Raw genomic sequence first — 16,118 nt, 5'->3', positions numbered from 1 at the left:
TCCTGTGCCAGGACAATTGCGCATCTTCAGGCCCCCCGTGCACCCTGTGCCACCCCCGCCGGGTCCCCGTCCGGCACCTCCCGGCCCTCCGGAACGTGCGGCGCGCAGTTCAGCACATGCGCCTTCACCAGCTCACCGATCCGCGGATCACCCCGCGTGAACGCGTCCAGCAGCGCCTGGTGTTCCTCCGCGTACGACTGCTGCCGCGTCCCCAGCCAGCGGATCGACAGCGCCGTCCACACCTCGATCCCCAGCGACTCCCAGGTGTGCAGCAGCACCCCGTTCCCCGCCGCGCGCACCAGCTCCCGGTGGAAGGCCACCGTGTGCCCCACCTGAGCCTCCCCGTCCCCCGCCCGGTCCGCCGCGTACAGGGCCGCCACATGCGGCTCCAGCGCCGACACGTCGCGCGCCAGCCGCCCCGCCGCCAGCTCCGCCGCGATCTGCTCCAGACCGGCGCGCACCGGATACGTCTCCTCCAGCACGGACACGGTCAGCGCCCGCACCCGCACCCCCTTGTTCGGGACGGACTCGATCAGCCGCAGCGCCTCCAGCTCGCGCAGCGCCTCGCGTACCGGCGTCTGGCTGACCTCCAGCTCCACCGCGATCCGCCGCTCCACGATCCGCTCGCCCGGCTGCCAGCGCCCGCTGACGATCCCCTCCACGATGTGCTGACGGATCTGCTCGCGCAGGGAATGCACGACCGGCTGACTCATGAGTGACATCACGCTCCCTGGTACAGGCTGCCCTGGGGGTGTCTTCACAGTCCCGCCTGCCCCGCGGTGTCTGGCACGGCACCTCGCTGCGTTGTCGCATCGCCCGAATAACCCGCTATGAGGGCGACCCTCCGCCTTGCGATGCACCGCACCAGACACCGCGGGGCCCGCCCTTCGGGCGGACGGCGCCACTGTGAAGACACCCCCCAGAACAATAAGGCCGCGCCCCGCCCGGAATGCTCCGGACGGGGCGCGGCCCGCGGTGTCGCCGTGGCCTTACAGACCCAGCTCACCCTCGAACTCGCCGGCCTCCAGGCGGGCCTTCACGTCCGCCAGGTAGCGGGCGGCGTCCGCGCCGTCCACCAGCTGGTGGTCGTAGGACAGCGTCAGGTACACCATGTCGCGGATCGCGATCGTCTCACCCAGCTCGGGGTGGTTGATCACGACGGGACGGCGCACCGTGGCACCGATGCCCAGCTCGGCGACCTGCGGGTAGTTCACGATGATCGTGTCGAACAGCGCACCGCGCGAACCGGTGTTGCTGATCGTGAACGTGCCCCCGCCCATGTCGTCCGGGCTCAGCTTGCCGGAGCGGACCTTGCCGGCCAGCTCGGCGGTCTTCTTGGCGATGCCCGCCAGGGACAGGTCGCCCGCGCCCTTGATGACCGGGACCATCAGGCCCTTCTCGGAGTCCACCGCGATCCCGATGTTCTCCACATCGTGGTACGTGACGGTGTCGTCGTCGTTGAGCTTGGCGTTGACGGCCGGGTGGACCTTCAGCGCCTCGGCCGCGGCCTTCACGAAGAACGGCATCGGGGACAGCTTGGTGCCCTCGCGCGCCAGGAAGGACTCCTTGGCCCGCGCCCGCAGCTTCATGATCCGGGTGACGTCCACCTCGACCACGGTGGACAGCTGCGCCTGGTTGTGCAGCGCCTTCATCATGTTCTGCGCGATGACCTTGCGGATCCGGGTCAGCTTCACCGTCTGGCCGCGCAGCGGGGACGGGGTCTGCGGAGCCGGGGCGGCCTTCGCGGCGGCCGGGGCGGCGGCGGGCGCCGCGGCGGCCTTGGCGGCCTCGGCCGCGGCGAGCACATCCTGCTTGCGGATGCGGCCGCCGACACCGGAGCCGGTGACGGTGTTCAGGTCCACGCCGTTCTCGCCGGCGAGCTTGCGCACCAGCGGGGTGACGTACGCGCCCTCCGCGGCCGGCGCGGGAGCCGGTGCCGCGGCGGCCGGAGCCGGGGCGGGTGCGGGGGCAGGCGCGGGCGCCGGAGCTGCCGGTGCCGGGGCGGGTGCGGCGGCCTGGGGGGCCGGCGCGGGAGCCGGGGCGGCCGGAGCCGGAGCGGGAGCGGGAGCCGGGGCGGGCTCGGCAGCGGCCGGAGCCGCGTCCGCCGCACCGATCACGCCCAGCTTGCCGCCGACCTCGGCGACCTCGTCCTCGCCCACCGTGATCTCCAGCAGGGTGCCGGAGACCGGCGCCGGGATCTCGGTGTCGACCTTGTCGGTGGAGACCTCCAGCAGCGGCTCGTCGGCCTCGACCGACTCACCGACCGCCTTCAGCCAGCGGGTGACGGTGCCCTCGGTGACGGACTCGCCGAGCGCGGGCAGCACCACGTCGGTGCCGGAGGCGGCACCGCCGGACGGCGCGGCCGGAGCGGCGGGGGCGGCCGGAGCCGGGGCCTCGGCCTGCGCCGGGGCGGGCGCGGGCTCGGCCGCGGCGGGCTCCGCGGCCGGGGCGGCGGGAGCGGCGGCCGCCCCCGTACCGTCGTCGATGATCGCCAGCTCGGCGCCCACCTCGACGGTCTCGTCCTCGGCGACCTTGATGTTGGTGAGAACACCGGCGGCGGGCGCCGGGATCTCGGTGTCGACCTTGTCGGTGGAGACCTCGAGCAACGGCTCGTCGGCCTCGACACGCTCACCCTCGGCCTTCAGCCAGCGGGTGACGGTGCCCTCGGTCACGCTCTCGCCGAGCGCCGGAAGGGTTACGGAAACCGGCATGGTTTCTGTTGCTCCTTACGAGATGTGCGGTACGGATGGTGGCGCGCTCTGGTGGGCAACGCGGCCTGGGTCAGTCGTGGGAGTGCAGCGGCTTGCCGGCCAGGGCCAGGTGGGCCTCGCCGAGCGCCTCGTTCTGCGTCGGGTGCGCGTGGATGAGCTGCGCGACCTCGGCGGGCAGCGCCTCCCAGTTGTAGATGAGCTGAGCCTCGCCGACCTGCTCGCCGAGCCGGTCGCCGACCATGTGGACGCCGACGACGGCACCGTCACGGACCTGCACGAGCTTGATCTCGCCCGAGGTCTTCAGGATCTTGCTCTTGCCGTTGCCGGCCAGGCTGTACTTCAGGGTGACGACCTGGTCGGCCCCGTACCGCTCCTTGGCCTTCGCCTCGCTGATGCCCACGGAGGCGACCTCGGGGTGGCAGTACGTCACCCGCGGCACACCGTCGTAGTCGATCGGCACCGGCGACAGACCCGCCAGCCGCTCGGCGACCAGGATGCCCTCGGCGAAGCCGACGTGCGCCAGCTGCAGGGTCGGGATGAGGTCACCGACCGCCGAGATGGTGGGCACGTTGGTGCGGCAGTACTCGTCCACCAGCACGTGGCCGCGCTCCATGGCGACCCCGGCCTCCTCGTAGCCCAGGCCCTGGGAGACGGGGCCGCGGCCGATGGCCACCAGCAGCAGCTCGGCCTCGTGGACCTTGCCGTTGTCCAGGGTGACCCGGACGCCGTCGGCGGTGTACTCCACGCCCTTGAAGAAGGAACCGAGGGAGAACTTTATGCCGCGCTTGCGGAAGGCACGCTCCAGCAGCTTCGAGCTGTTCTCGTCCTCCGCCGGAACCAGGTGCGGCAGGCCCTCGATGATCGTGACCTCGGTGCCGAACGACTTCCACGCCGAGGCGAACTCGACGCCGATGACGCCACCGCCCAGCACGATCGCCGACTTCGGGACCCGGTCCAGGACCAGCGCGTGGTCCGAGGAGATCACCCGGTCGCCGTCAATGGTCAGACCCGGCAGCGACTTCGGGGTGGAGCCGGTCGCCAGGAGGATGTGCCGGCCCACGTAGCGCTTGCCGTTCACATCCACGGAGGTGGCCGACGACAGCCGGCCCTCGCCCTCCACGTAGGTGATCTTGCGCGAGGCGACCAGACCCTGGAGCCCCTTGTAGAGCCCCGCGATCACCCCGTCCTTGTACTTGTGCACCCCGGCGATGTCGATACCGTCGAAGCTGGCCTTCACGCCGAACTCCGACGCGTCGCGGGCGGCATCGGCTACCTCACCGGCGTGCAGCAGGGCCTTGGTGGGGATGCAGCCGTTGTGCAGACAGGTGCCGCCCAGCTTGTTCTTCTCGATCAGGGCGACGTCCAGGCCCAACTGCGAAGCGCGCAGGGCCGCGGCGTAACCGCCGCTGCCGCCACCGAGAATCACCAGGTCGAAAACGGTGCTGGCGTCGTTCGCCACGTCACGTTCCTCCAAGCATGGGGTTCACCGGAACCCGGTCCGCATCGACCGGCCGGCGGTGTATGTACGCCGCGTGGTGTGATGCGCGGCTCGATGTGGCTCGCCCCGGTTGGTTGAGCCCGGCCCTGTCCTGCCGGAACAACATCTTCGCACTTGTCGGCGACAAGTGAGACGCCGGGCCGGGCAGGGCCGGGGCCACCGTGACGGGCATCACGTGACGGGGCGGGTCAGCCCTGTCCCTCCAGCTCCCCGGCGGCCGCCCGCTCGGCGAGCAGCAGCAGGGTGCGCACGGCCGAACCCGTACCGCCCTTCGGGGTGTAACCGAAGGCGCCGCCCTCGTTGAAGGCCGGGCCCGCGATGTCCAGGTGCGCCCACGGGGTGCCCGCCGGGACGAACTCCTTCAGGAACAGACCGGCCACCAGGCCGCCGCCCATCCGCTCACCCATGTTCTTCAGGTCGGCGATGGTGGAGGTGCTGATGCCCTCGGCCAGATCGGCGAGCAGCGGCATCTCCCAGGACTGCTCGCCCGCGCGGCGCGCGCTGTCGTGCAGCAGACCCCGGAAGGTGTCGTCGTTGCCCATCACGGCGAAGGTGCGCTTGCCCAGCGCCAGCATCATCGCGCCGGTCAGGGTCGCCACGTCGACGATCGCGTCCGGGGACTCCTCGCCGGCCCGCACGAGCGCGTCGGCCATCACCAGCCGGCCCTCGGCGTCGGTGTTCAGCACCTCGACGGTCTTGCCGCCGTACATGCGCAGCACGTCACCGGGGCGGGTCGCCGAACCCGAGGGCATGTTCTCGGCCAGCGCCAGCCAGCCGGTGATGTTGACCTTCAGGCCGAGCCGGGCGGCGGCCACGACCGTGGACAGGACGGCGGCGGCGCCGGCCATGTCGCACTTCATCGTCTCGTTGTGACCCGCCGGCTTGAGGGAGATGCCGCCCGAGTCGTAGGTGATGCCCTTGCCGACCAGCGCGATCGTCCGGTCCGCCTCGGGGTGGGTGTGCGCCACCCGCACCAGGCGCGGCGGGGACTGCGAACCGATGCCGACACCGAGGATGCCGCCGAAGCCGCCCTCGCGCAGCGCCGCCTCGTCCAGCACCTCGACGGACAGGCCGTGTTCGGCGGCGGCCTCGGTGGCGTGCGCGGCGAAGCCGGCGGGGGTGAGGGCGTTCGGCGGGGTGTTCACCAGGTCGCGGGTGCGCGCCACCTCGGTGGCCAGCACCTCGGCCCGCGCGATCGCGTCCTGCCGGGCGGCGTCGTCCGCACCCTCGGCGTCGGCGGTCAGCACCGTGACGCGCGCCAGCGGACCGCGGTCGTCCTCGCCGGTCTTGCGGAAGGCGGTGAACGCGTAGGCGCCCAGCAGCGCACCCTCGGCGACCGCCGCGACCCGCTCCGCGTCGGAGACCGGCAGCGCGAACGCGGCGTGCTCCGTGCCGGACAGCGCGCGGGCGGCGGAGCCCGCCGCGCTGCGCAGCGTCTCCGGGTCGAAGTCCTCGCCGTCCTGCGGCGCGGAGCCGAGCCCCACCGCGATCACCAGCGGCGCGGTGGTGCCGGCCGGGGCGGGCAGCCGGGTGATCTCGTCCTTGCCACCCTTGGCACCGAGGGTGGCCAGCACGCCGGCCGCCTCGGTCAGCAGCCCGGCCGGGGCCGGGACGCCGGCGGCCGGCGCGGGGCCGTCCTCGCCCTTGACGATGCCGATGACCAGGGCATCCGCGCTCACCGCTGTCGCGGAGGTCTTGCTGAGGGTCAGTGCTGTCACGGTGCAGTTATTCCGTTTCGTCGTAGGTCGGGGCCGACGGCCCACAGGGTACGCCGGGCCGCCGTCAGCCTGCTCCCAGGGTCGCCACGAGCAGGGCGGCCGTACCGGCGGTCTCGGACAGCGCGCCCAGCACATCACCGGTCACGCCGCCCAGCCGCCGGCGGCAGCGGGCGAGCAACCCCTCGGCGGCGCACAGCCCGAGAAGAGCGGCGCAGCCGCCGAGGGGCCAGACGACGAGCGTACTGAGCGCCACGACGGAGCCGGCGACGGCGTACGCGCCGCCGCGCGGCACCACGCCGGCGACGACCGCGCCCAGGCCGTCCGCGCGGGCGGCGGGCACCCCCGCCCGGCAGCCGAGCGTGAGGGCGGTGCGCGAGACCAGGCCGCACAGCACGGCGGCGACGAGCCCGTACCGTTCCCCCGCCCCGTACAGCTGGGCGAACGCGGCGACCTGCGCGAGCAGCACGAACAGCAGCGTGACCACGCCGAACGGGCCGATGTCGGAGCGCTTCATGACGGCCAGCGCCCCCTCGGCGGGCCGCCCGCTGCCCAGCCCGTCGGCGACATCGGCGAGCCCGTCCAGATGCAGCCCGCGGCTGAGCACGGCCGGCACCGCGACGGTGCCGACGGCCACCAGCCACACCCCGAACCCCAGCCGCGACAGCCCCCAGCCGGCGCCGGCGGCACACAGCCCGATGACAAAACCCGCCACCGGGGCACACAGCATCCCCACCCGTGCGGTGTCCCGGTCCCAGCGGGGCGGCGTGCGGCCCGGCGGCAGCACGGTGAGCGTGCCGAAGGCGAACCGCAGACCGTGCCGCACTGCGTCGAAAGGGGGTGCGGGCGGCGTGGCATCCATGAGGCGGCAGCGTAGCCCCGGACGCTCAGGAGCCATGGGGCACTGGCTGTACCGCAACATCGTCGAACCGGGGAAGCTGCCGCTGCTGCTGGCGCTGGCCGCGTTCATCCTCACCTTCGTCATCACCCGCACCATCACCCGGCTGATCCGGGCCGGCCGCGGCCCTTTCCACGATGTGACGGGCGCGGGCGGCACTCACGTCCACCACGTGGTGCCGGGCGTGATCCTCATGCTCATCGGCGGCTTCGGCGGCATCGCGGCCGGTGCGGTGGGCATCACGGCGTACGTGGTGGCGGTGCTGTTCGGGATCGGCGCGGGCCTGGTGCTCGACGAGTTCGCGCTCATCCTGCATCTGCACGACGTGTACTGGAGCGAGCAGGGCCGGCAGAGCGTGGAACTCGTGGTGGTCACGGCGGCCCTGGTGGCGATGCTGCTGGCGGGGTTCGTCCCGCTGGACGTCAGGAACGTCTCGGCGGAGGAGAAGGTCACGCGCGGCAACGCCATCGCGACGGTGCTGGTGAACTTCGCGCTGGTGCTGATCACCCTGCTCAAGGGCAAACGCTGGCTGGCGCTGTGGGGGTGCTGGTCCCGCCGGTCGCCCTGTTCGGGGCGGTCCGCCTGGCCCGCCCCGACTCGCCCTGGGCCCACCGCCTGTACCGTCGCCGCCCTAAGACGGCGGCCCGCGCCGCCCGCAGGGCCGAACGTCACGACGCCCGCTGGTCGGGCCCCAGCAAGAAAGTGGAGGACTGGCTGGGCGGCACCCCGACCGACGAACAGCGCCAGAAGCGGGACGGCGGTGGCGGGGACGCGGGAGGCGCGTAGCGCCGGTGGCCCGGGACGCGGGCCCCGCGCCGCCCGGCACCGGGTGGCGCGGGCACGGCGCACGACCATCCCCCGCACCGTCAGGGCCCGCCCGCCCGGGGAGACTTACGTCGCCTCGGTGATCGCCGTCTGCGCCGCGTCGTCCCGCGCGGGCTCGGCCTCGGGGGCCGGCTCCGGCAGGACCGGGAGCTCGGCCGCCAGGTCGGCCGCCGCACGGACCAGGGGGAGGGCCAGAAGCGCCCCGGTGCCCTCGCCCACGGTCACGCCGTGATCCAGCAGCGGGTCCATCGCCATCCGGTCCAGGGCCTTGGCCTGCCCGGGCTCCCCGCTCGCCTGACCCGCCAGCCACCAGTCGGGGGAGCGGAACGCGATCCGCTGCGCCACCAGCGCGCACGCCGTGGAGACGACGCCGTCCAGGATCACCGGGGTACGCCGTACCGCGCACTGGAGCAGGAAGCCCGTCATCGCCGTCAGGTCGGCCCCGGCCACCGCCGCGAGCAGCGCCAGCTGGTCGCCCAGGATCGGCCGGCCCCGGCGCAGCCCGTCCCGGATGGCCGCGCACTTGCGCATCCACGCCAGGTCATCGATGCGGATCCCGCCGCGCCCGGTGACCACCGAGGCGTCGGTGCCGCACATGGCGGCGATCAGCACCCCGGCGGGGGTGGTGCCGCCCACCGAGATGTCCCCCAGGAGCAGCAGGTCGGTGCCGGAGTCGGCTTCCTCGTCGGCGACCGCCATCCCGGCGCGGAAGGCCGCTTCGGCCTCCTCGGGGGTCAGCGAGTTCTCGATGTCGAGCCGGCCCGAGCCGCGCCGTACCCGATAGCGGGTGACCTCCTCGGGGAGTTCCTCCACCGGGCAGTCCAGCGAGGTGTCCACGATCCGCAGCGGCACCCCGGCCCGCCGGGCGAGGATCGCCGCCGGGCTCGTACCGTCCAGGGCGGCCCGCACCAGAGTCGAGGCGCTGCCGGCCGGACGTGCCGAGACACCGAGTTCGGCGATGCCGTGGTCGCCGGCGAACAGCACCGCCTTGGGCGATTCGATCGCCCGCACCGGCACCTGTCCCTGGGCGGCGGCCAGCCAGCCGCCCAGGTCGTCCAGCCGGCCGAGTGCCCGGGCCGGCAGCCCGATCCGGGTGCGCCGGTCCTCGGCCTCCCGCCGCAGCTTGGCACTTGGCCGCTCGATGAGGTCGCCGAAGGCATCAAGGGTCAGACCACCGTCGCTCATGGGGTAGAGGCTACCTGTCCGTCACCGCAGCCCAGCGGCCCGTGGTGCGGCCCCGGCCACCCGGTCCCGGCCGGCCCCGCGCGGCGCCCGGGCGGTCAGGGCCGGAGCGTGGTCACGGTGCCCGCCACCGCCAGCAGGACCTGCTCGCACTCGGCGGCGATCGCCGCGTTGAGGCGGCCCAGTTCGTCGCGGAAGCGGCGGCCGGCCGGGGTCGCCGGGACTATGCCGGAACCCACCTCGTTGCTCACCAGCACCACTGTGCGCCCCGTGGTCCGCAGCGCCTCGGCCAGTTCCGCGGTGCGCCCGGCGACCTCGGGCAACTCCCCGGCGTCCGCCGCCTCCCAGGCGCGGGCCCGGTCCATGACGTCGGTGAGCCACAGCGCCAGACAGTCGATCAGCAGCGGCGGCCCGTCGGGGGCCTGAAGCAGCGGGACCAGGTCGCAGGTCTCCCTGGTGCTCCAGCCGCCGGGGCGCCGCTCGCGGTGGACGGCGATGCGGTGCTGCCACTCGGGGTCGGCGGGCCGCTGTCCGCCGGTGGCCACGTAGACGACGTCGGGGTACGCGGCCAGCCGCCGTTCCGCCTCGGCGGACTTGCCCGACCGCGCGCCGCCCAGGACCAGGGTCCGCCGCGGTGGCTCGGGCACGTCGCGGAAGTCCCCGACGGCCAGGGTGGTGCCGTCCGGTTCCAGCCGGGCGCCGGCCGCGGCCAGCCGGCGGCGCAGTTCGGCGCCGGGCGGTACGTCGTGGTCCAGGTGCACGGCCAGTACATCGGTGGTCCAGGTCACCGCGCCCGCCGCCCGCAGCCGGGCCAGCGCCCCGGGGCGGCCGATGACGTCCAGCAGGCACATGTCGTAGGCGGGTCCGTCGGCCGGCAGCCCGGCGGGGGCGGCGCCGGGCGGCAGGTACAGCAGCCGGCTGCCGTCGGGGCCGGTCACCGCGTAGCCGGTGCCGGGAACGTCGAGCGCCAGCGCGCGGACCCGGTGCCCGGTGATCAGGGCCAGTTCCTTGCCGTCCGGGACGCGCACCGGGGCGGGCAGGTCGGCCGGCACCTCCACGCCGGGGGAGGTGTGCGGGTGGGTGAGCAGCACCTGCCGTACGCCGTGCAGCGTCCGCCCGGCGCGGGCGGCGGCCAGGGCCGGTCCCGGGGTGAGGTCGAGCAGCAGGACCCCGTCGATCAGCAGCGCGGTCGCGTTGCGCGCGTCGGGGCCCAGCGCCCGGGCGCAGGAGGCGCACGGGCAGCCGGGGCGGGGGAGACCGGCGGGCGCGCCGGTGCCGAGCAGAGTGACGTCCACGTGCTGATCCTCTCGCCATCCGATCGCGTCCGCTGTCGCAGCCGCGCGTGGGTGGGGGGTGATCTAGTCTGCGATCAGCGGTAGCCGGAGCGGCGTGCGGGCAGTACATACCGAGATCGCACTTGTAGCAGCAGCAGTGGAAGCGGCAGAAGCGGAGGCGTCCATGGCGTGGGTGTGGCGGTTCGAGAAGGCGGACGGTTCGGTGGCCCCGGTCGGATCCGACCCGGGCGACTTCGGTACGCAGGGGGATGCGGAGAGCTGGATCGGCGAGATCTGGAAGGACCTGCTGGCGGAGGGCGTGGACCAGGTGACGCTGCTGGAGGACGGCAGCAAGGTGTACGGGCCGATGAGCCTGCACGAGGCGGCGGACGACAGCTGACCCCGGGGCGGGCCCGGAGGGGGAACCGGCACCCCGTCAGTCGGGGCCGGATCATCGTGTGTTCGGCTTGTCGTACCCGAGTTTCCCCGCCTCGTACGCCACGATGGCCCCACGCGCCACGGAGGGACGGGCGATCCGCCGGTCTCCCGCCCCTCCGCACGGGGGCGCGGGTGAGCGACGAGAGCGGGCGAACACCTCGATGACGCACCCACCACAGGCCGCCGGCCGACGCCGGACCCGCAGCGGGAGAGCGGTGGCGGTGGCCGTCGCCGCGGTCGTCCTGGCCGTCCTCCCGGCGGCGGCCCGGGCCATCGTCGGAGGCGAGAGGGCGACCGGGGAATACCCCTTCGTCACCGCCGTCTCCGGCCAGCGCGACAAGGGCGGGCCCGCCTTCCGCTGCGGCGGATCCCTGATCCACGAGCGGTGGGTCCTGACGGCCGCGCACTGCGTGGCCGACGGCGACGCCACCGTGGACCCCGCCCAGCTCTCGGTGCGGGTGGGCTCCCGGGACCGCACCGCCGGGGGCGCCGTGGCCGGAGTCTCCGAGGTCCTCGTCCACCCCGGCCACGCGCCGCGGGAGTCCTGGCACGCGGACCTCGCCCTGCTCCGGCTGGACCGGGCGGTGGACCTGGAGCCCGTCGAGCTCGCCGGCACCCCCGCCCAGCCGGGCGACCGCGTCCGCGTCCTCGGCTGGGGCCTCCTCGGCACCACCCACCCCGCTCCGCCGGCCGCACTGCACCAGCTCGACACCGAGGTGATCCCGGACGCCGCATGCCGCACCGGCGGACCCCACGAACTCACGGAGGGGGACCTCTGTGTCAGCCCCGACCCGGCCGACGGCACGTGCTACGGCGATTCCGGCGCCCCCGTCCTGCGGTACGCCGACGGCCGTCGGCAGCTGACCGCCGTCGTCTCCCGCGACCTCGCTCCCGGCGGCGCCTCCGAGGAGTGCGGCGTCCACCACGGCGTGCACGTCAGCGTCCCGCACCACGCGCGGTGGGTCGCGAGCGTCCTGAACGCCGGCTGACCTGACCGGCGTACGGGTCCCCCGGCCCCGTACGCCGCCCGCCCCTCACACCTCGCCCAGCGTCACCTTCGTGTCGTGCCGGTCGCCGTTGCGCAGATACCCCACCGCCACCTCGTCGCCCGGCTGGTACGCCGCGAGCGCCTCCGACAGCGTCACCACATCGGTCACCGGCTCCTCGCCGAGCCGCACCAGGACATCCCCGGCCCGCAGCCCCGCGTCCGCCGCCGGGCCGTTCTCCGTCAGGTCCACGATCGCCGCCCCGATCGGCTGGAACCCGTCGCCCAGGATGGTCCGCACCGTCACCCCCAGCGCCGCCCGCCCCGACCGGGTCACTTTCCCGTCCTCGATCATCTGGTCGGCCAGATCGGTGACCGTGCGCGAGGGGATCGCGAACCCGATCCCGGGCGCCTGGCCCCCGCCCAGCTGCGGATCGCGCGCCGCCAGCGTGGGGATGCCGACCACCTCACCCTTGAGATTGACCAGCGCGCCTCCGCTGTTGCCCGGGTTGATGGCCGCCGAGGTCTGCACCAGGTCGCCCAGCGTCGCCTGGCCCTCGCCCTCGCTCACCGAGCGGCCCACCGCCGAGACGATGCCCTGGGTGACGCTGGAGGACAGCCCCAGCGGGTTGCCCATCGCCAGCACGATCTGCCCCACCTCCACCCGACCGCTGTCCCCGAACGTGGCGGGCCGCAGCCGGTCCGGCCTGTCGTCCAGCACGATGACGGCCAGGTCCTGCGGGGCGTAGGTGGCCACCAGGGTGGCCGGCAACGGCTGCTGCTGATCCGCCAGCAGCACCTCGAACTCCTGCTCCTCACCCACCACATGGGCGTTGGTGACGATGTGCCCGTCGCCGTCGTAGATGATCCCCGAGCCCAGCCCGTCCCGCGTGGTGATCTGCACGACCGACGGCAGCACGTCCGACACCACCTGCTGGTACGCGTCCTCCAGCGCCCCCGCGTCGGCCCGCGGCGCGGTGTCGGCGGCCGGCGCCGTACCGTCCGACCGGGTGCAGCCGGCCAGCAGCGCGCACAGGGCGCCGAGCGCGGCCAGCGCGCGGAGGGGGCGTTGGAGGGGGAGCGCTGAGGGACCGGGGATCGGCGTCATACAGCGGATTGTGACGGCGCACGCCCCCGGGGCGGCGCATATGCGCTACGCCATTCCGGGGGCGTGTGGGGGAAACGAACGGCTCAGCGGCCGGTACGGGGCGCCTCGCCCCGCTTGATCTGCGGCTTCGGCAGCCGCATCCGGCGCAGCTGGAGGGTACGCATCAGGGCGTACGCACGCGCGCCGCGGTGGCTCTCGTTCGGGTAGTGCTCCGCGAGCGCCTTCTTCAGCTGGCGCGAGGAGACCACCGAGTCCATCACGATCATGAGGATGACACCGAGCCACAGCAGCATCGCGATCGGCGCGGCCGACGGGATCATGCTGAGGACCAGGATCAGCACGGCGATGGGCAGGAAGTACTCCGCCACATGCCACTTGCTGTCGGTGAAGTCCCGCGCGAAGCGGCGCACCGGGCCGCGGTCACGCAGCGGCAGATGCCGCTCGTCACCGCTCAGCAGCGCCTCGCGCTGCTTGGCCAGCGCCACCTTGCGGGCCTCGCGCTGCCGCTTGGCGGCCTCCTTGCGGGAAGCCGGCGGCTTCACGACGGCACGCCGCAGGGCCTCCGCCTCGCTGCGCTTGGGGGTGGGCCGCCCCTTGGGCGCCTGGGCGTCACGGATCTGCGGCTCGGCCACCGTCGCGGGGGCCTGCTCTTCTTTCGCACGGCTTCGGAACACATCTCCAGGGTACGGGGTGAGCCACGGGAACCGTGAGCCCCCTGCGGCAACCCCGGTATCACCCAGGGTCGCCCCTCCACCCTGCGCCGGACTCGGTCCGGTATCGATCCTCCTGCGGGATGACCCGATTCCGGGCCGGACAGTGCGCTAATGGGAGAGCGCCCCGTAGGCTAGGGGATCAAGCAGGAGAATGGTCTTTAGGTCCGAGTCCGTCACGAAGGGGGCGCCCAGGCCGATGAGTGGTTTGATGAAGCGGATGGGGATGATCTTCCGCGCGAAAGCCAACAAGGCCCTGGACCGGGCCGAGGACCCGCGCGAGACGCTCGATTACTCGTACCAGAAGCAGCTGGAGCTGCTCCAGAAGGTACGCCGTGGAGTCGCCGACGTGGCGACCTCCCGCAAACGCCTTGAGCTCCAGCTGAACCAGCTGAACGGCCAGTCCTCCAAGCTGGAGGAGCAGGGCAAGAAGGCCCTGGCCCTGGGCCGTGAGGACCTCGCCCGCGAGGCCCTGACCCGGCGCTCCGCGCTCCAGCAGCAGGTCTCCGACCTGCAGACGCAGCACGAGACGCTCCAGGCCGAGGAGAACAAGCTGACCCTGGCCGCCCAGCGGCTGCAGGCCAAGGTGGACGCCTTCCGCACCAAGAAGGAGACCATCAAGGCCACCTACACCGCGGCCCAGGCGCAGACCCAGATCGGCGAGGCGTTCTCCGGCATCTCCGAGGAGATGGGCGACGTCGGCCTCGCGATCCAGCGCGCCGAGGACAAGACCGCGCAGCTCCAGGCCCGCTCCGGCGCCATCGACGAGCTGCTGGCCTCCGGCGCCCTGGACGACCCGACCGGGACCTCCAAGGACGACCTGACGGCCGAGCTGGACCGCATCTCCTCCAACTCCGACGTGGAGCTGGAGCTGGAGCGGATGAAGGCCGAGCTGTCCGGCGGCAGCAGCGGCGGCCGGGCCGCGATCGAGGGCGGCAACGGCTCCGCCACGCGGGGCGACCAGCAGGAGTCCCCCCGGTTCGACAAGCAGTGACAGCCTGTCCGCGCTGAAGAAGACCCACAGGGGCAAGGAGAGCGGTGTGATCGTACGGATCATGGGTGAGGGGCAGGTGAAGCTGGATGACAGCCACTTCCCCAAGCTCAATGAACTCGACGACGAGCTGACGGCCGAGGTCGAGGCCCATGACGAGGAGGGATTCCGGCGGACGCTGACCGCGCTGCTGGACGCCGTCCGGGGCATGGGCACACCGCTGGACGCCGACGCGCTCGAACCGTCCGATCTGCTGCTTCCCCCGCCGGACGCGAGTATCGACGAGGTCCGCGCGATGCTCACCGACGACGGCCTCATCCCGGACTGACCCGGCCCGCCCGCGGGCCGGTCCCACACCGGACCGGCCCCCGAGGTGGCGTCCCACCGGCCCCCTCACGCCGCTGCGTACGCGGCCGGTGCCGCAGGACGGCCCCTGCTCGTACTCTGGCACAGTGACTGCTCACCCCGGCACCCCCGCCCGCCCGCGGCCCTGGCTGCTGCACCCGCTGGTCGTGGACGCGCTGGTGGCCTCGGTGACGCTGCTGATCGTGCTCGTCCTGTCGGTCACGATCAACAAGCACCCCGGTGGCGGCGACGGCTTCGGCCAGCGCCCGCTGCCCCTCCACACCGTCGTCACCGCGCTGCTGGGCGCGGGCGCGCTGGTGCTGCGCCGCCGCCATCCGGGCCCGGTGCTGTGCGCCACCATCGTGCTGACGCTCGTCGAGCTGATCATGGGCACGTTCTCGCACTCGCCCGGCGAGCGCCACACCTCGATGATGGGCATGGTGGCGGTGGCCCTGTTCACCCTGGCCGCCTCCACCGACCGCCCCACCACACTGCGGGTGGGCACCTGCACGCTGGCCCTGATCACGGTGGCCGGCATGCTGCTGGGCGCTCAGCCCTGGTACACCTCGGAGAACTTCGGCATCATCGCCTGGACCGCGCTGGCCGGTCTGGCGGGCGACGCCGTGCGCCACCGGCGGGCCGCCGTCAACGCGATACGCGAGCGGGCCGAGCGAGCCGAGGCCACCCGCGAGGAGGAGGCGCGCCGCCGGGTCGCCGAGGAGCGGCTGCGGATCGCCCGAGAACTCCACGACGTCGTCGCCCACCACATCGCCCTGGTCAATGTGCAGGCCGGGGTCGCCTCCCATGTCATGGACAGCCGCCCCGACCAGGCCAAGGAGGCGCTCGCCCAGGTACGGCTGGCCAGCCGGCAGGCGCTGAGCGAGCTCCAGACCACGGTCGGGCTGCTGCGGCACCGCGACGATCCGGTCGCCCCCACCGAGCCCACCAAGGGCCTGGCGGTGCTCGGTGACCTCGTCGACGGCTTCAGCCGCGCCGGGATGGCGGTGGCCGTCGAGCGCGGGGACGGCGAGGAGGAACGCGCGCTGCCCGCCGCCGTGGACCTGGCCGCCTACCGGGTGGTCCAGGAGGCGCTCACCAATGTGCACAAACACGCCGGGCCCGACGCCAAGGCACGGGTGCGGATCTCCCGCGCGGGGCGGGGGGACTCCGCGCGGCTCGAGGTGATGGTGCTGGATGATGGGCACGGCGGTGCCGCCGCGCCGCCGCGCGCCCCGGCCGCCGGTGGCGGCCACGGACTGACGGGCATGCGCGAGCGGGCCGCCGCGCTCGGCGGCAGCTGCGAGACCGGGCCGGTGCCCGGCGGCGGGTTCCGGGTACGGGTGGTGCTGCCGCTGCGTTCGCCGGGCGGCCCCGCCGTGGAGCGGTCGGAGGCCGCCGACCGTGGCTGGGTGCGTCCGTGTGGCTGAGAGGGTGTGGG

Annotated in this window: 14 protein-coding genes and 1 pseudogene; 6 read left to right on the top strand and 9 right to left on the bottom strand. The window is 73.7% G+C overall.

Annotated features, from left to right (window positions below):
- Nucleotides 1-26: 26 nt before the first annotated feature.
- From SXIM_RS05440 to SXIM_RS05420, 5 genes are all read right to left on the bottom strand, one after another.
- Complete coding sequence (locus SXIM_RS05440) at nt 27-713, bottom strand: GntR family transcriptional regulator (protein WP_043177983.1); 687 nt, start codon at nt 711-713, stop codon at nt 27-29.
- Between the two features lie 276 nt (nt 714-989).
- Nucleotides 990-2,711, bottom strand: coding sequence for a 2-oxoglutarate dehydrogenase, E2 component, dihydrolipoamide succinyltransferase (gene sucB, locus SXIM_RS05435; RefSeq protein WP_030734577.1), 1,722 nt, complete (start codon nt 2,709-2,711; stop codon nt 990-992).
- A gap of 70 nt (nt 2,712-2,781) precedes the next feature.
- A complete protein-coding gene (lpdA, locus tag SXIM_RS05430) occupies nt 2,782-4,170 on the bottom strand; it encodes a dihydrolipoyl dehydrogenase (RefSeq protein ID WP_030734574.1) in 1,389 nt (462 codons plus the stop codon).
- Nucleotides 4,171-4,397: 227 nt separating this feature from the next.
- Nucleotides 4,398-5,927: a leucyl aminopeptidase gene (locus SXIM_RS05425; RefSeq protein WP_030734570.1), complete on the bottom strand. Its 1,530-nt coding sequence runs from the start codon at nt 5,925-5,927 to the stop codon at nt 4,398-4,400.
- Between the two features lie 64 nt (nt 5,928-5,991).
- Nucleotides 5,992-6,786, bottom strand: coding sequence for an adenosylcobinamide-GDP ribazoletransferase (locus SXIM_RS05420; protein WP_046723105.1), 795 nt, complete (start codon nt 6,784-6,786; stop codon nt 5,992-5,994).
- Between the two features lie 34 nt (nt 6,787-6,820).
- Here SXIM_RS05420 and SXIM_RS05415 point away from each other — a divergent pair.
- Nucleotides 6,821-7,608 (top strand): annotated as a pseudogene (locus SXIM_RS05415) (hypothetical protein).
- A 105-nt stretch (nt 7,609-7,713) separates the two neighbouring features.
- Here SXIM_RS05415 and SXIM_RS05410 read toward each other — a convergent pair.
- Together SXIM_RS05410 and SXIM_RS05405 are read right to left on the bottom strand one after the other, a co-directional pair.
- Nucleotides 7,714-8,832: a nicotinate-nucleotide--dimethylbenzimidazole phosphoribosyltransferase gene (locus SXIM_RS05410; protein WP_030734564.1), complete on the bottom strand. Its 1,119-nt coding sequence runs from the start codon at nt 8,830-8,832 to the stop codon at nt 7,714-7,716.
- Nucleotides 8,833-8,927: 95 nt separating this feature from the next.
- The gene (locus SXIM_RS05405; protein WP_046723103.1) at nt 8,928-10,124 is read right to left on the bottom strand and encodes a bifunctional adenosylcobinamide kinase/adenosylcobinamide-phosphate guanylyltransferase; all 1,197 of its coding nucleotides are present in this window, start codon (nt 10,122-10,124) and stop codon (nt 8,928-8,930) included.
- A 163-nt stretch (nt 10,125-10,287) separates the two neighbouring features.
- On the opposite strand from SXIM_RS05405, the gene SXIM_RS05400 reads away from it, so the two are divergent.
- Nucleotides 10,288-10,503 (top strand): hypothetical protein, encoded by a 216-nt coding sequence (locus SXIM_RS05400; RefSeq protein WP_030734562.1) that lies wholly within the window; start codon nt 10,288-10,290, stop codon nt 10,501-10,503.
- A gap of 259 nt (nt 10,504-10,762) precedes the next feature.
- Nucleotides 10,763-11,530 (top strand): S1 family peptidase, encoded by a 768-nt coding sequence (locus tag SXIM_RS05395; protein WP_158708049.1) that lies wholly within the window; start codon nt 10,763-10,765, stop codon nt 11,528-11,530.
- 45 nt (nt 11,531-11,575) lie between these two features.
- Here SXIM_RS05395 and SXIM_RS05390 read toward each other — a convergent pair whose 3' ends face one another.
- Nucleotides 11,576-12,634, bottom strand: a complete 1,059-nt coding sequence (locus tag SXIM_RS05390; protein WP_030734559.1) for a S1C family serine protease — start codon at nt 12,632-12,634, stop codon at nt 11,576-11,578.
- Between the two features lie 83 nt (nt 12,635-12,717).
- Nucleotides 12,718-13,308: a DUF3043 domain-containing protein gene (locus SXIM_RS05385; RefSeq protein WP_043177980.1), complete on the bottom strand. Its 591-nt coding sequence runs from the start codon at nt 13,306-13,308 to the stop codon at nt 12,718-12,720.
- 247 nt (nt 13,309-13,555) lie between these two features.
- Between SXIM_RS05385 and SXIM_RS05380 the strand changes: the two genes are divergently transcribed.
- From SXIM_RS05380 to SXIM_RS05370, 3 genes are all read left to right on the top strand, one after another.
- A complete protein-coding gene (locus SXIM_RS05380; protein WP_030734554.1) occupies nt 13,556-14,338 on the top strand; it encodes a PspA/IM30 family protein in 783 nt (260 codons plus the stop codon).
- 46 nt (nt 14,339-14,384) lie between these two features.
- Nucleotides 14,385-14,663 (top strand): PspA-associated protein PspAA, encoded by a 279-nt coding sequence (gene pspAA / locus SXIM_RS05375; protein ID WP_019433754.1) that lies wholly within the window; start codon nt 14,385-14,387, stop codon nt 14,661-14,663.
- A gap of 124 nt (nt 14,664-14,787) precedes the next feature.
- Nucleotides 14,788-16,107, top strand: a complete 1,320-nt coding sequence (locus SXIM_RS05370; RefSeq protein ID WP_046723102.1) for a sensor histidine kinase — start codon at nt 14,788-14,790, stop codon at nt 16,105-16,107.
- Nucleotides 16,108-16,118 lie beyond the last annotated feature (11 nt).

The sequence above is a fragment of the Streptomyces xiamenensis genome (genome assembly GCF_000993785.3).
In the GTDB taxonomy this organism is placed as follows: domain Bacteria; phylum Actinomycetota; class Actinomycetes; order Streptomycetales; family Streptomycetaceae; genus Streptomyces; species Streptomyces xiamenensis.
Note: the sequence above shows the minus strand (reverse complement) of the source record. Positions and strands in the feature narration are given on the sequence as shown.